The sequence below is a fragment of the Paenibacillus sp. FSL A5-0031 genome (assembly GCF_001956295.1).
Classification (GTDB): domain Bacteria; phylum Bacillota; class Bacilli; order Paenibacillales; family Paenibacillaceae; genus Pristimantibacillus.
The window spans coordinates 332522-347087 of record NZ_MRTD01000002.1 but is presented as its reverse complement, the minus strand read 5'-3'; the positions used below and the strand labels follow the sequence as shown (position 1 = coordinate 347087).

Annotated in this window: 12 protein-coding genes; 4 read left to right on the top strand and 8 right to left on the bottom strand. The window is 46.9% G+C overall.

Annotated features, from left to right (window positions below; all coding sequences use genetic code 11):
* Positions 1–17: 17 nt before the first annotated feature.
* The gene (locus tag BK120_RS05030; RefSeq protein WP_076266386.1) at positions 18–1688 is read right to left on the bottom strand and encodes a PucR family transcriptional regulator; all 1671 of its coding nucleotides are present in this window, start codon (positions 1686–1688) and stop codon (positions 18–20) included.
* Between the two features lie 244 nt (positions 1689–1932).
* Here BK120_RS05030 and BK120_RS05025 point away from each other — a divergent pair, with 244 nt between their 5' ends.
* The 4 genes from BK120_RS05025 (at position 1933) to BK120_RS05010 (ending at position 5625) form a co-directional block, all read left to right on the top strand.
* Entirely contained in the window at positions 1933–3180 is a 1248-nt protein-coding gene (locus BK120_RS05025; protein ID WP_076266385.1) for an amidohydrolase family protein, read from the top strand.
* 98 nt (positions 3181–3278) lie between these two features.
* The gene (locus BK120_RS05020; protein ID WP_256710801.1) at positions 3279–4460 is read left to right on the top strand and encodes an amidohydrolase family protein; all 1182 of its coding nucleotides are present in this window, start codon (positions 3279–3281) and stop codon (positions 4458–4460) included.
* Positions 4461–4814: 354 nt separating this feature from the next.
* Positions 4815–5243, top strand: a complete 429-nt coding sequence (locus BK120_RS05015) for an SRPBCC family protein (protein ID WP_076266384.1) — start codon at positions 4815–4817, stop codon at positions 5241–5243.
* 1 nt (position 5244) lies between these two features.
* The gene (locus tag BK120_RS05010; protein ID WP_076266383.1) at positions 5245–5625 is read left to right on the top strand and encodes an ArsR/SmtB family transcription factor; all 381 of its coding nucleotides are present in this window, start codon (positions 5245–5247) and stop codon (positions 5623–5625) included.
* A 326-nt stretch (positions 5626–5951) separates the two neighbouring features.
* Here BK120_RS05010 and BK120_RS05005 read toward each other — a convergent pair whose 3' ends face one another.
* The 7 genes from BK120_RS05005 to BK120_RS04975 all read right to left on the bottom strand — a co-directional run bounded on the left by BK120_RS05005 (position 5952) and on the right by BK120_RS04975 (position 14361).
* Positions 5952–6782: a 1,4-dihydroxy-6-naphtoate synthase gene (locus BK120_RS05005; protein WP_076266382.1), complete on the bottom strand. Its 831-nt coding sequence runs from the start codon at positions 6780–6782 to the stop codon at positions 5952–5954.
* A 1-nt stretch (position 6783) separates the two neighbouring features.
* On the bottom strand, positions 6784–7491 hold the full coding sequence (locus BK120_RS05000) for a futalosine hydrolase (protein WP_083681630.1): 708 nt from the start codon (positions 7489–7491) through the stop codon (positions 6784–6786).
* Positions 7492–7578: 87 nt separating this feature from the next.
* Complete coding sequence (locus BK120_RS04995; RefSeq protein ID WP_076266381.1) at positions 7579–8946, bottom strand: TrkH family potassium uptake protein; 1368 nt, start codon at positions 8944–8946, stop codon at positions 7579–7581.
* Between the two features lie 36 nt (positions 8947–8982).
* Complete coding sequence (locus BK120_RS04990; protein ID WP_083681628.1) at positions 8983–10578, bottom strand: histidine kinase N-terminal 7TM domain-containing diguanylate cyclase; 1596 nt, start codon at positions 10576–10578, stop codon at positions 8983–8985.
* A 145-nt stretch (positions 10579–10723) separates the two neighbouring features.
* Positions 10724–12991 carry a PAS domain S-box protein gene (locus BK120_RS04985; protein ID WP_076266380.1) on the bottom strand — a complete coding sequence of 756 codons (2268 nt, stop codon included), beginning with the start codon at positions 12989–12991 and terminating at the stop codon, positions 10724–10726.
* 167 nt (positions 12992–13158) lie between these two features.
* Positions 13159–13644, bottom strand: coding sequence for a hypothetical protein (locus BK120_RS04980; RefSeq protein WP_076266379.1), 486 nt, complete (start codon positions 13642–13644; stop codon positions 13159–13161).
* Positions 13645–13857: 213 nt separating this feature from the next.
* Positions 13858–14361 carry a hypothetical protein gene (locus tag BK120_RS04975; protein ID WP_076266378.1) on the bottom strand — a complete coding sequence of 168 codons (504 nt, stop codon included), beginning with the start codon at positions 14359–14361 and terminating at the stop codon, positions 13858–13860.
* Between the last annotated feature and the right edge of the window lie 205 nt (positions 14362–14566).

Genomic DNA, 14566 nt, shown 5'->3' with positions numbered 1-14566 from the left:
TTTTTATTTCTAACTTTCTAACGACTAGGATCTATTCGTAATAACGGCTCGATAGCGAAGGCGATACGCAAGCGAAGGCTTTCAGTGGGATCTTTGAGCTTAATGCCCATCAGCTTCTCGCATTTGTCCAATCGATAAATAACCGTATTGCGGTGCACAAAAAGCCGCTTGGACGTTTCGACGAGCTGGCATTGTGTATCGTAATACATATTCAGCGTCCGCATCAGCTCCTTTTGCTCGGTTTCATCAATAGAAGAGAAGCACTGAAACGTTTCCTCGTAAAACTGCTTCAGCTCATCATCGGGAATCATACGGAAGAGATAGCTGATATCCTTGGATTGATAGGACTGAACAAACCTCGTTTTTTTCATCTGGTAACCGATTTGCAGCGCTTTGACTGCCTCATTATACGACAGTCCGATATCTAATACGTTAGTGACCGGATTGCCGACGCCAAGCGAGATGCTAAGCTGGGATTGCTCAAACAGCTGAGACGTCATAGCGGATAAATGCTTGAGGAACGTACCCTCCTCCCACTTGGACTCTTGAATGAACAAGAGCATCCCGAACAAATCATTTTTGGTAAACATAACGAACACTTCACCCAGCAAGGAAAAATAGCGCTTAATCAGCTCATATTGCACATCACGCTCAGAGATCAGGCGCTCGTCGAACAGAGCCGCAGCATTAGTTGTTTGGCTCTCTCTAGGATTTGTCTGCTCATCCTTCTTTGCCGCTAAAAGCAGATATTTCCCTTTTTGCTTGAGACCGTATTTTTTGCCGCGATGCAAAGCCTCTTGCTCAGAACCGATAAAACCATCAATTAAATCGGAGAAAAATTCATTTTTGTACCGACGTGAACGCTCCTTTACCGCCTGTAGCTTCGACATCTCCATGCCTATGACATTCGACGCCTGCTCTAGCGTTAAGTCATGTTGGTTTGATGGTGCTTGTTTTGGCTGAAAGGTAATCAAATAACCCTCATGCCTATACGTGAATATCGGATAGATCGCTACATGGCGGTATTCGTGTAAAGCGGGATCAAGCAAGCAGTGGTGTGCTGCAGTTTGAAGAGAGGGCTGGCTGCTTAGAACGGTTTCGACTGCTGACACGAGAGGCAGAAACTTAGGCAGCTTGAAGTGATGCGAGTGAGACGTAACCTGGAGTTTGCTGCTAAGCAGCACAACAGGCGAGTGAAGCAGCTGCGTAAGGGCAGTTACAATTTCGGGAATACCGTTTCCTTTCATGATCATTGAAGCAAATTGTTTGTGGACGGTCAGCGAATGCTGCAGTTCATCATTTTTATTATCTAAAATAACGCTCGTTGAGCGCTGCAAGATTTCTCCGAGCGAATGCTCAACCGAAGAGATTTCGATAATCGGAAACGGGATACGATTAGCCGCATCCTTGATCTTTTGGGGAATGTCGAGGGCAAAACGTCTCGTCTTTACCGCTAGGCCAGAGCATTTCAATTGATTCATCTTCAATATCAGATCGAGTAGAGCTTCAGGATTTTCCTTCATAAAATAGCCGTTTGTAAGCAGCAGCTCGCCAGGCTTTAAAAAATGAATGATGTCGGGGGCATCCATTATATTAACGGTTTCAACGACACGGGATAAGCCGCTGTGGCCTGCAATGACCGTTGATCCAGAAAATATTGGGTGTAACAGCAATTGTTCGAGCAGCATTCTTATTCATCCCTCTCCGGTTTAGTTCCTGATATAAAAGCTAGCAGTAATCAAGAATGCTGTAAAGAATAGGTTAGACGTTTCATCTAAAAATATAAATAAGATTTGTATTGAACGTACAATGACAGTTCGTAGGCAAGCAGGTATGCTCTTTTCAAGGGTTTATATGCCAAATAACAATTGAAGGGTGAGCCTCTCCGTAAGGTTTGTCTCATCGTCCACATGATAATCGGAGGTGAGGACATTGCTGGATTTACTCCTTACACAAGTTCGTTTACAGAATGAAACAAGGCTCATGGATATTGGAGTGCGGCAGGGAAAGATCGAGTACCTAGCGCCAAGCGGGAGCGAATTTGTACCCGAAGCACAGCTCATAGAGCTCGCTGCTGGCGGGATGCTGCTGCCGGGTTTTGTAGAGCCGCATATTCATTTGGAGAAATCTTATCTGCTCTCGCGAATGACTCAGGAAGCAGCCTCTTTATCTGAGGCGATTCGCATGACCGCGGATATGAAGCATGACTTCACCCCGGCAGATATGAAGTCGCGCTCGCTTGCTGTTATTCGTGAAGCGATTCGCAGCGGTGCCACGCATATGCGCTGCCATGTGGAGGTTGATCCTATCCTTGGTTTGACAGCCTTTGAGGCTGTACTTGAGCTGAAGGAGAAGGTTAAACACGCCCTTGATATACAAATTGTAGTGTTTCCTCAAGAGGGCATATTCAAAAGTCCAGGTACGGCTGAACTCATGGATGAGGCCATGCGTTCCGGAGGCGATGTGGTAGGCGGCATTACGTATCAGGATGATAACCTTGAAGCGCACCTGCAGTATGTATTCGAACTTGCGGAGAAATACGGCAAACCGATCGATTTTCACGCTGATTTCTCGGATAACCCCGAACAGCTTGCAATTAATAAAATTGCTGACAGAACGATTGCAGCAGGGATGCAAGGCCTTGTCTCCGCAGGGCATGTAACCTCGCTCGGTTCGCTGGAACGCAGGCAAGCGGAAGTTGTTGCTGATCTGATTAAGGAAGCCGATCTTCATATCATGACACTGCCGGCCACCGACCTGTTTATTGGCGGCAGAGGTGATCAGGAGAAGCAGCGGCGCGGGCTAACGCCGGTAGGTATGCTGCTTGAGAAGGGGGTGAACGTTGTTGTCGGCGTTAACAATATACGCAATCCGTTTACTCCGTTTGGCAAAGCAGATCCGCTGGAGATCGCATGGCTGCTTGCAGTAACCGCATATATGGGCGGTGAAGGCGATGCTCGCCAATTGATTAAGATGCTGACAGTGGGAGCCGCAAGAGCGCTTGGGATCAAGAGCTATGGACTGCAGCTGGGCTCAGAAGCTGATATGGTGTTATTTGCAGAACCGTCTGAACGGGACATTCTGCTCGGTAAGCCGGAGCACAGAACGGTATGGAAACGTGGTGTTAAGGTGGCAGAGACTCGTGTCACGAGCAGCTTGCAAGGTTTTTTACAAGCCTAAGCGTTGATATAGAATGTCCGTATAATTACAAGATGCTCGTATGATAACAGCCTAACTAGGCACATATTAATCCAATAAAATGGCAGAGGGTGGAAAAGTTGAACATCACACAACTAAATCGAGTTCTTATTAATGATCAATTATTTGATATGACATTAGACTTACAGAAGGGTACGATTTCAGAAATAACGTCATGCAATAATGATTCTGCTGGCGTGAATACAGGAAGCGTAAGGGATGCTGAGGGATTGCAGTATTTGCCTGCGACGACCGATATGCATATCCATTTGGACAAACATTTTTTGGGCGAGCCGTGGAAGCCGCTGCAGCCCTTTATCACATTGCCTGGACAACTGGCGTTTGAGAAGTCCATGCTGGCTTCACTGCCGACTACGGCAGCCGAACGTGCGCGTCGTCTAATCGATTTGCTCCTCAGCCATGGCACCACCAAAATTCGGACGCATGTAGATGTTGATCCAGAGCTCGGCATCTCGCATTTGGAGGATGTGCTAACCGTGCGGGAAGAGTACCGTGGAGTTATGGAAATGGAGATCGTTGCATTCCCGCAGCAGGGTTTGCTTCGATCCGATTCCTTGCAGGTGATGAAGGAAGCTATGCGTGCTGGAGCCGAATATGTCGGCGGCGTTGATCCGGCGGGGCTTGATCGCAAAGTCGATCGGAGTCTTGAAGCTATGTTTGAGCTTAGTGCAGAGTTTAATGCGGGCGTTGACCTTCACTTGCATGATCCCGGCCACTTAGGTCTATATACGATAAGCCGCTTTGCTGAACTGACGGCACAAGCGAATAAAGGCGGAAGAACAGCAGTTAGCCATGCGTATTGCTTAGGGCAAGTGAACGAAGGAGAGTCTAAAGAGCTCGCTCAGCAGCTTAAGGCAAATGACGTAGCGATCATTACGAGCGTTCCACTCGATAGACCAATGCCTCGCGTAGATCAGCTTGTAGCAGAAGGCGTTCGCGTACACGTCGGCTCGGATAATATTCTCGATGCTTGGAGCCCATTCGGCAACGGCGATTTGCTAGCAAGAGGTGCGAAGCTGGCAGAAAAATTCGGCTGGATACTTGATGACGAGCTGCTGCAAACCTATCCGCTTATTTCAGCGGGGACACTTGCGCCCAAAGCAGGCGATCCTGCCAGCTTTATGCTGGTAGCTGCGCTGAATGCGAAGCATGCACTGGCTTATGCTCCGGCTCGCACCGCGGCTTTCTCTAACGGGAAGCTGGTAGGCGGCAAATGGGCGGAAGCGATGACGAAGGCATAAGCACAAAAAGTGAAACAATTCAGTACTGCCGCTTGTTCAAATGGTGTTCATTATTTTTCTGTATGTCAGCGCAGTGGCGCCAAAAGTTTCGATAGGGCAAGTGGCAAATTCGGATCGGACGTTTGATATGCGTGTTTAGCTTAAAGTAAGCAGTCGTTTGGCGCACTTCACTAATGAGGCAGGTTCTATAATACGATATGAAATAAGGGAAGAGTCAAATGGGTAAACTAGCGATTGGCTTGGTTTACCTATTTGACGTGCAACCAAAAGGTGTTATATAATCTCGTTACGAAACCAAATGGTTTCATATTGTTGTCTATAAACTGCCAAGATACATTAAATGGAGGTCATGAGTTGGAAAACAATAATACACAAGGTACGCTGTCTGATATTAGACAAACGCTGATACTTAACGCGCCGATTCAAAAAGTATGGGATGCTGTTGCAACATCCGAGGGTATTGCCGCATGGTTTATGCCGAACAATTTTCAAGCGGAGCTTGGTTATGAATTTCATTTGGAAGCGGGACCTTTCGGAAATTCCCCCTGCAAAGTAACCGTGCTTGAACCGCCGACTCGCCTAACCTTTGAATGGGGCAAGGATTGGTCACTCAGCTTCGAACTGTCTGATTTGCAAGGTAAAACGGAATTCACCCTTGTTCACTCTGGCTGGGATGCGAACAAAGTTACTGAGTTCGGACAGTCGCATGCAGAGGTTCGTGATCGCATGTCAGGCGGCTGGGTTGGTCTTGTTCAGAAACTTAGCGCTTATGTAGAGGCCTAATATGGCTGAGCCCGCACCAAAGCATGATGTGTTTCAGGCTATTGCTGACCCAACGCGTCGCAAGCTGCTGCATTTGCTTGGGGATGAGGAGCTGCCGGTTACCGTTATAAGCGGTCATTTCACGATGAGCCGTACGGCGGTTTCGAAGCATTTGCGTGTTTTGGCGGATGCTGGACTCGTTAAGGATAGGAAGGTTGGACGGGAAACGCGTTACCGGCTCGACCCTGAGCCTCTCCTTGAGCTGAAGCGATGGCTGGCCTATTATGAGCGTTATTGGGAAAATAAACTGTTTGCGCTTAAGCGCTTTGTCGAAGCAGATGAAGATTCATCTGCGGACCCGTTTGGCCCGCTTACGGTCATAGAAAAGGATTCCAGCAAGTGAGGTCAGAGTGCAGCTGTGATAGAAGAGGGTGCGCCTTATGTAGATTTATCTACTTTAGGCGCACCCTCTTCTTTTTGGGTGCGGACTAAACAGATCGGTTTGCGTGTGAAAACAAGGCTAGTGAAAAGTAAGGCAGCGCTTTTGCTCTGTTGAAGCCATTATAATAGAAATCCCCCAATTCGTCGGAATTGGGGGTATTGTTGTTAATCTTGCTGCAAAAAACGCAGCTCACAAGCAGTCGTCTGATGAGTCGCTACATTGCAGGTAAGTGCAGTGTAGATGGGAGCGGGTCTGCTGCGAGGCCTTCGTTTTTAAATAGCTTTGCGCTAGCGCAGCAGTGACAAGTCAAAGCTTGGGACGAGCCCTTCTTCAGCAGCACGGCCAAGCAGTGCAGTTATCGCGGCATACCCGTCGTCACCAAGATTTCCAGTAAACTCATTGACGTATAAATCGATGTGCGCCTGCGCAACGTCTGGTGAGAGCTCCTGCGCATGCATCATAATATAGGGGCGAGACTCCTCGGGATTAGCCCATGCATATTCAACAGATTCGCGAACCCAATTGGTAATGGCATCTGTGTCCAGCGAGCGCTTGGCAATGATGGCTCCAAGCGGAATTGCCAAGCCTGTATCTGATTCCCACCAGCTGCCCAGATCAGTCAGCATGCTGAGCCCATATGTGGGATAAGTGAAGCGGGCTTCATGAATAACGAGTCCCGCATCGATTTGACCATCGCGAACGGCAGGCATAATTTCGTGGAAGGGCATGACGACAATTTCGAGATCCCCGTTCGGAATATGCTGAGCCGCCCATAATCGGAATAAAAGATAAGCGGTTGAGCGCTCACTTGGTACAGCTACTCGTTTGCCTGCTAGATCAGAAGCATTTTTTATTTCTCCGGCAGTTAATACGAGCGGTCCGCAGCCTCTGCCCAGTGCGCCTCCACAAGGTAGAAGCTTATAATCTTCCAACACCCAAGGGAGTGCAGCGTAAGATATTTTCATGACTTCGGGTCCTTTGCCTTTTGCGGCCCAATTGTTCGTAATATCGATATCGGCATAGGTAACGTCCAGCTCAGGTGCACCCGGAATAAGCCCGTGCGCCCAAGCATGGAAAACGAAAGTATCATTTGGACAGGGTGAATAAGCGATATTCATTTTAAAAAACCTCCCGTATGGCTTTACTAGCTGCTTCTAATGAGGCTAATGCTTCTCCAATGCGCCATGCGGAGCGATCCCGCGGTCCAACCGCATTGGATATCGCGCGAATTTCAGTAACTGGAATACCAAGTGCGGATGCAGCTACTGCTACGCCATGGCCTTCCATTCCTTCCGCAGACGCGCCGCTGATCCGCTTGCTTAGCGCAGCAGTGGTCTCAGCCGTACCTGTTGCTGTTGTAACGGTAAGAATAGCGCCGCTGCAAACCGATAAGCCGGCTGATTGAATAGCAGCATACAAACGATCATTCCAAGTCGTGCTTACAGCAATACGTGCTGAACCGAACCCCAGCTCGTCCAAGCTAAGGAAACCATCCTGCGTCTCGGCACCTAGGTCAGCAGCAACAATGAGGTCGGCAACGACTAATGAGCCTATCTCTGCTTTTCCGACAAAACCGCCGCCAATGCCAGCGCTTATAACCAAATCGTAGGATTCAGCTGCCGCCGTTAAGTACGCCGCTGTGCGTGCTGCCGCCGACGCTGCGCCTACTCCAGCCGTTATGACGTCGACACGGTTTAATTCATCTAGCCCGCGAAGAACCGCATCGCGCTCGGCATCAACCGCAGTCACGATCAGCACTCGTTTACTGCTATTGCGCCATTCCTCACGAAATTTCAGTATCGAATCGTTATGTGAATTTTTAATCATGATGACGTTAACTCCTTTAGTAGCCTTCCGGAACGACTAGCCTTTAGCTATCGTATCATTCACTAGATTATCGATGCAAATGCGAGCCTACCCAATCGTGATTTTGCCTTCAGGGTAGCGGTAGAGCTCTTTTTTGGTACGCGTGTTAAGCGCAAAGGCCAACGTGACAGGCCCTAGCCGTCCGACAAACATAAGCAAAATAATAATAATTTTTCCGATTTCACTCAAGTGGCTCGTTAGTCCTGCTGACATGCCGACCGTACAGTAGGCCGAGGTCGCTTCAAACAATATGGCAAGAAAAGACCCTGTCTCTGTGATGGAGAGAAGCATGGTCGCCCCGCAAATAATCGAGAACGCAATCATAGTGAACATAATCGCTTGATGAATTTGGGTTTTGGAAATGCGATAACGGAACAAGACAACATCTTCTTTTCCCCTCATCATCGCTACGATTGCTCCAATGAGAATAGCGAAGGTCGTTACACGAATACCGCCGCCCGTTGAGCCGGGGCCCGCGCCGATAAACATAAGCAGAATGATGAAAAACTGAGTGACCTCTCGCAGCATGCTGGGATCAACCGTACTTAAACCAGCTGAACGAGCTGTAACCGATTGGAACAAGGCGCCAAGAATTTTTCCGATTGCGGTTAGCGGGTGAAGCGTACTGGAATTGGAAAACTCCAAGGCAAAAATAACAATCGCGCCAACTACGGTGAGAAGGCCGGTAACTGACAAGACAACCTTGCTATGTAAGCTGAGCTTTCTGTTTTTTGGATAGTTCACGAGCTCTGATATGACGATAAACCCGATTCCGCCAAAAAAGATCAGCAGCATCGATACGATATTTACAAACGGGTCCTCTACGTAATGGATGAGACTGCTTGCCCGTTCGGGAAATTGGGAAAACAAATCAAAGCCAGCATTGTTGAAAAAAGAAATACTATGGAAAATGCCAAAATAAATCGACTTCCCGACCGGCATTTCCAGCATGAAATAGCTGCTAAGCAGTAGCGCCCCGGTTAACTCGATGACTAGAGCGTAGAGTAGAACTTTACGAATCATGCGTACGATGCCTTCTGTTGAGCCATAGTTCATGGATTCTTGCAGCACGAGCCGCTCCCGAAACGAAATGCGCTTGCGAAACAGCAAAGCAAATAAGGTTGCCATCGTCATAAAACCTAATCCGCCGATTTGGGCTAATGCGATGATGACAACCTGACCGAATGTGGAAAAATGAGTGCCGGGATTTAATACAGTAAGTCCTGTTACGCAAATTGCGCTGGTGGACATAAACAAAGCGTCCAGATAAGAAAGCGAAACGTCATTCGAATAAGATATAGGCTGCGATAAGAGCTCGGCGCCAATCAATATGAGAAATATAAAGCCGAAGGTCATCACTTGCGGAGGACTTGGCCGAAAACGCAATATGTCGCGCAAGGCGGCAAATTTAAACATGAAGTCATCCCACCTATCTCTTTCATGCTAGTATGGTTATTTTTGTTGATTTGCATGTACACGGTCCTGATTGGACAAATGCACAGCGTTTCTTCCGCTATGCTTGGATTGGTAGAGTGCCACGTCTGCTTCACTTAATAACGCTTCAAGCGGAACATCGGCGGTTTTTGCCTCAGCGACCCCGAAGCTAGCGGTTATGGATATCGCTCTAGCCGCGCTGTAGAGCGGATTTCCGGCAATGGCTGCACGGAGCTGCTCAGCGATTTGACCAGCTTGTACAAGTGATGTATTCGGCAAGCTTATAGCGAACTCTTCTCCGCCATAACGTCCGAATAAGGCATCAGCCGGGAGCGTTTGCTGGCAAATCATAACGACATGCTGCAATGCAAAATCGCCTAAGCTATGCCCATAACGGTCGTTGATTTGTTTGAAATAATCGATATCAAACAAAATAAACGAAAGCGGCTGCTTCGTTTCATGGGCAGAGGAAAGCAGCTGTCTGCTTTTTTCCATAAAGAAGGTTCGATTATAAATAGAAGTAAGCCCATCAATTTCCGCGAGATGGCGCAGCTTATTCTGAAGCAGCGTGTATTCCGTCACATCGATCATCACGATGGTTCTGCCAGCAAGCTGGCCATTTGGCTTTAATAAGTTGGAGGCTCTTATCCGGTAGTAGAACGTTTCCCCGCCTCGAATCCATTTGAACTCCTGCTCGTACTCTCCGGTTTCGTCCATTCCGAAGGAAAAGGCCCCTGATTCGGCTCCGCGCTTCCAGATGTGATCCAGCTTCTGGCCAATCGCTAAAGGAGTAAGCGCAGGAATAATCGTTGTGGCTGCGCCATTAAAGTCCATGATTTGGTTTTCTAAATTAAGAACGAGAACGCCGTCGCGCATGCTCTCAAAAATATGTTCCCGCGCGATAGGCGCAACGGTCAGCAGCGCAGTCGAGAATATGGATGTAACATACAATATGGATGTCACACACATAAGAATCGGAACAGGGTCCATCCCAAGCGGAGTTTGACCAAGCACATACATAAGCGCACCTAGCATAGGGAGCGAAATGCCTACTGCCAGTGTGAGCATTTGCTTGCGATAAATGGATTTTGTCTTCTGCCAATGGCGCGCTAATATAAACAAGCTGGCGAGCATAGATCCAAAAGTGTATCCGCCATGCACGTAATACCAGATGCCAGGCACTACATCCACCACTGTTGTAGCAACATGAGGCCGCAAATATAAGTTTTTATAAAAGAGATTATGATATTCGTTGGTAGTAACCATGAGCAGCGTTATGGCAGGAATAACGAATAAGACCCATGATTTTTTGAACGTATTGAATTTATTTAGCCCAACATAGTGCATGATGAGCAGGAGGCTGCAAGGAGCGATAAAGGGCATGCCTATATATTCAATGTTTAACCAAAAGCGGATTTCTTGAAGCGAATCGCTGGCAAGCTCAAATGCGAAAGCAAAGGTGTATACGGCTGATAGAGCGGTCATCCACATAAACACGCTCATGCCCGAAAATTTAGTCTTGTTGTAATAAGCATATATGGCAAGCAGCACGCTAAGAACGCCTGAAATAATGACAATAATAATATACTGTGACATAGGGGAATTCATAGTCATGACATAAGCGACTCCCAATGTAGCGGAATGATAATACGTACTTATTAAAAAAAACTATGGATGGGTAATAGGCTACGGACACATTTTACCATAGTAGCTTAATTTTCTACAAAATAATATAAAACCGGACAGCAAGGTCGTTATCCTAGCTGTCCGTTGGCAATGATATTTCAACGCAGGTGCCTGAGCCAAGCTCGCTGTGGAACACAATGGTGCCCTTATGCGCAGCGATAATCTGTTGGCTTACCATAAGGCCGAGACCATTTCCGCTCGTTTTATTCGTAAAGAAAGGCTCTCCTAGGCGAAGCAAATCACTCTCGGCAATTCCGCAGCCTTGATCGATAAATTGCAGGATGATTACCTTATTAGCATCACACGCCACTTTTACGGAAAGCACACCGCCGCTGGTCATCGATTCAATGCCGTTTTTCATAATATTTACGAAAACCTGCTTCAGCTGATTAGCCTCGCCAATCACCTCAGGAAGCTCGGCTTCCGCGAGCAGGGCAAGCTGCACATTGCTCATCTTTGCCTCTGAATCGAGCAGCATCATAATATCGCCAACGAGGCGGATGATATTCACAGGCTGATAGATCGTGGCCTGCGGCTTAGCGAATACGAGAAACTCGCTCACGATCATATTAATCTGATCGAGCTCGCCAAGCATAATCTCAAGATGAGCTGGCGATAACGAGCCGGTCTGCTTGTGCAGCTGTACAAAGCCACGCAGTGTCGTAAGCGGATTGCGAACCTCATGCGCCACGCCCGCAGCGATTTGACCAACGACCGATAGCTTCTCAGAGCGCCTAATAATTTCTTCTGTTTGTTTGCGTGAAGTAATATTCCGAGATATAGTGGCAATCGCAATAATGGTGCCCAGCTCGTCGCGAATAGGAGAAATCGTAATGCTGAGATCGATGAGATTGCCGGATTTACTGTAACGCACAGTTTCATAGTCTGTTACAGAGCCGCCTCGCAGTACAGTGGCCTCAAGCTCTTGGTGTGAGCTTAAGTAGCCTCGCGGAACGTTATCAAGCGTGATGCCAAGCGCTTCTTCTTGGCTCCAGCCGTACATTTTTTCAAAAGCGATATTGACCTGTATGACATGGCCTTCCAAATCAGTGACATGAATGGCGTCCGATGTATGATTGACGAAGGATTCCAAATACTGCTTCGTGCTTTGCAGCTCTTCCGCAGCAGCTTTAAGCTGAGTTGTATAATGATTTAGATTATTGCCCATCGTGTCGACACGAGAGGCAAGCAAGCCTAACTCATCCTCGCTGCGTATCGTAATGACTTCCCCAAAATCTCCTGCAGCAATCGCGTTTACTTTACGAATAACTTGATTCAGACCGCGCAGCATGAAGCCGGCTATGAAATAGCTCGCAATCATCGTAATAAGCACGAGCCCAAGTGAAATGACAAATTGCATAACCAGCAGCTGATTAACGGGTTTTTGAATCGCTTTCTGATCAAAAACAACGCTAAACACATAGTTTTTGTTCGTCTTAATCGGGATAAAGTTTTTGATAACCGGAACGCCGTTGATGTTTCTTTTGACAGTAAGGCTCTTACCGGTTTTATTGACTTGTTGAATATTTAAAAAATCGTTTGATTGATCCTGATAGTTATAGTCGCCAAACGGGATGGCTCGAACGTCGAGGTTGTAAACGGGAATGCCTTGTTTGTATTTAATAATTTTGTCCTTGCCGTAAAACTCAAGGTCGAATCCGGTAACTTCTAGAATATCGGATTGGTCGGCAATGATCTTGTTAACGATTGCATCTGTCCCAATGGTATAGTCGAAATCAAGCAGCACCTGAGCGTTGACGTATGGATTGATGATATAGTTTGTTGAACCGTCATGGTAATAGCCCCATTTGCGAATTTCGGACGGATCCGACGTTGAGAAATTAAACGGGCCTGACCAGAAGTTTTTGAGCTTCTGACCTTGTACAATGTTTACTTCATGTTTGTCGAAAAGCTGTAAAAAGGCAACATGCCAATAATCCCAGGTTTTTGAGCTCATATTAATTTCATTGGGATCTGAGGAACGTTTCGCAACAACATCGTTTCCAAAGCGCTGCCATAATGTAATATGATCGACGCCAAGCTGAGCGCTAAGCTTGACGAGCTGCTCATTTGTTACATTTTTAATTTCGGGATCCAGCTGTGACTTTGCCGCTAGAGAGGCAATGCGCAGCTTGTCGCCAAGCGTGTCCTCCATGTACTGGCGGGCGTTCTCTGACGCTTCGACCGTACTGCTTATTTGCTTTGCAATATTAGTAAACTGAACTTCTAGATTAGCCTCAGCTTCAGTTTTTGTTGTGTAGTAATAGAGCAAGGTGCTTAGTGTCAGTATGACAGCTACTATTATGGATATGGAGAAGGATAGCTTAGCTTTAATCGACAAAAATAATTCCTCCCACGGTCTAAGATGCTCCTACTTACAATTAGACACGGAATGACAAAAATCCTGTTTAGGCGCACAGAAAAAAGGAGAAACAGCGATCGTTTCTCCTTTTATGAAGCAATACGGATTTTGGTACCTATGAACAAACATTCGTTGCCATGTATCGGCTAGGCGCGTGAGAATTGCTCTTCTTCTAAGTACTGCTCAGCTTCCTCGTAGGTCTCGAAAGCGGATTCCAGATTCAAATCGGCATATAGATACCAAAGATCTTCTTCAAACAGCAGTGTTAGCACAGCATTGTCCGGTCCGATCCAGCGCTCTTCTTGCGGTGCCTTTTGCTTTTTCTTTTTCTTCGATTCCGGTTTCTCTGGCGGTGCGATGGATAGAGAATGGATCGATTTCTCAATAAGCGAGCGAAGCTCTTCCTCGTTGAAATCGCGAATGTTGACTAGGCCTTTGTCATCGGTTGCTACACCCTTAACTAAGCCAGCGAAAACATAACCGTTTCCGTTCGGATGTAGATGGTGCACGACCGACTTTTTCTCATGTGCGCTTTCTTCGTAATGGAAGTTCGTGCGGCCAAGTGAAACATCCTTCCGTTCTAATTCAGGAAAGCCTTCAATTATTGCAAGCTTTTGTTCAAAAGACAACATCTTTTATTTCCTCCTAAAGGTTTGCGCAGCAAACCACTTCGTAAGCATAATCCTAGGTTTGCGAAGCAAACCACTTCGTAAGCATAATCCTAGGTTTGCGAAGCAAACCACTTCGTAAGCATAATCTTAGGTTTGCGAAGCAAACCACCTCGTAAGCAGCATGTGCTTAGGTTCGCGATGCATGTGATTATACCATACCATAGGAGGGAGTTGTTAAATGTCTTTCTTCTTCGTCAGCAGGATGACAGCGCCGCAGAGAATAAGGATGATCGCAATAATCGGCTGGCTGAGCAAAAACTTGCTGTAGAGGGAGCCAATGGAGAAGACGGCGAAGAAGAGAATTGACAACACAGTCAAAATGTTAATGGGAATAAGCAGCCATTTGTTCCGATTGCCGAACCAATAAAATTCGAACAAGCCAACGGCGACGGCGAGAATAAAGCCCGGCCACATGTACCCCCAATTGTTGAATAACATAGCGATCTGACAAACGACACCTGCAGTGAACAAAATGCCTCCCGGAATTAATAGGCCTGATCCACGTCTGCCAATCATAGAAAAATACAGCCAGTGAAAGAAAAGCCCAACGGGTATGACGAATAACGATGGCCAGAAGTAGGCAAATATTTTGCCTGGGCCGAATTCTTCGCCTTGGTTTAGAAATAACACAGCTCCGAGCAGCAGGAGGACAAACCCGCTAATGGTTTTTAGCTTCATTGTTTTATTGCACCCCAATCAACGTTTTATTAAAATATAAGAAAGTATATTAATTGCTCCTACTTTTCTTATATTTCTCTGTCAAAGCTGCTTCAGTATCCAGAGGATGCTGAAGGCGTTTTTGCTTGGCTGAATTCAGCATAGCATACAATGAAATTAACTGTCCTCCTGCTGTAGGTAAAATGGTTAGCTGGACTAAAGTCTA

Excerpts from the sequence above, each read along its gene's own strand:
- BK120_RS05030 (WP_076266386.1), bottom strand. The coding sequence starts at position 1,688 with ATGCTGCTCGAACAATTGCTGTTACACCCAATATTTTCTGGATCAACG.
- BK120_RS05010 (WP_076266383.1), top strand. The coding sequence starts at position 5,245 with ATGGCTGAGCCCGCACCAAAGCATGATGTGTTTCAGGCTATTGCTGAC.
- BK120_RS05005 (WP_076266382.1), bottom strand. The coding sequence starts at position 6,782 with ATGAATATCGCTTATTCACCCTGTCCAAATGATACTTTCGTTTTCCAT.
- BK120_RS05000 (WP_083681630.1), bottom strand. The coding sequence starts at position 7,491 with ATGATTAAAAATTCACATAACGATTCGATACTGAAATTTCGTGAGGAA.
- BK120_RS04995 (WP_076266381.1), bottom strand. The coding sequence starts at position 8,946 with ATGTTTAAATTTGCCGCCTTGCGCGACATATTGCGTTTTCGGCCAAGT.
- BK120_RS04990 (WP_083681628.1), bottom strand. The coding sequence starts at position 10,578 with ATGACTATGAATTCCCCTATGTCACAGTATATTATTATTGTCATTATT.
- BK120_RS04980 (WP_076266379.1), bottom strand. The coding sequence starts at position 13,644 with ATGTTGTCTTTTGAACAAAAGCTTGCAATAATTGAAGGCTTTCCTGAA.
- BK120_RS04975 (WP_076266378.1), bottom strand. The coding sequence starts at position 14,361 with ATGAAGCTAAAAACCATTAGCGGGTTTGTCCTCCTGCTGCTCGGAGCT.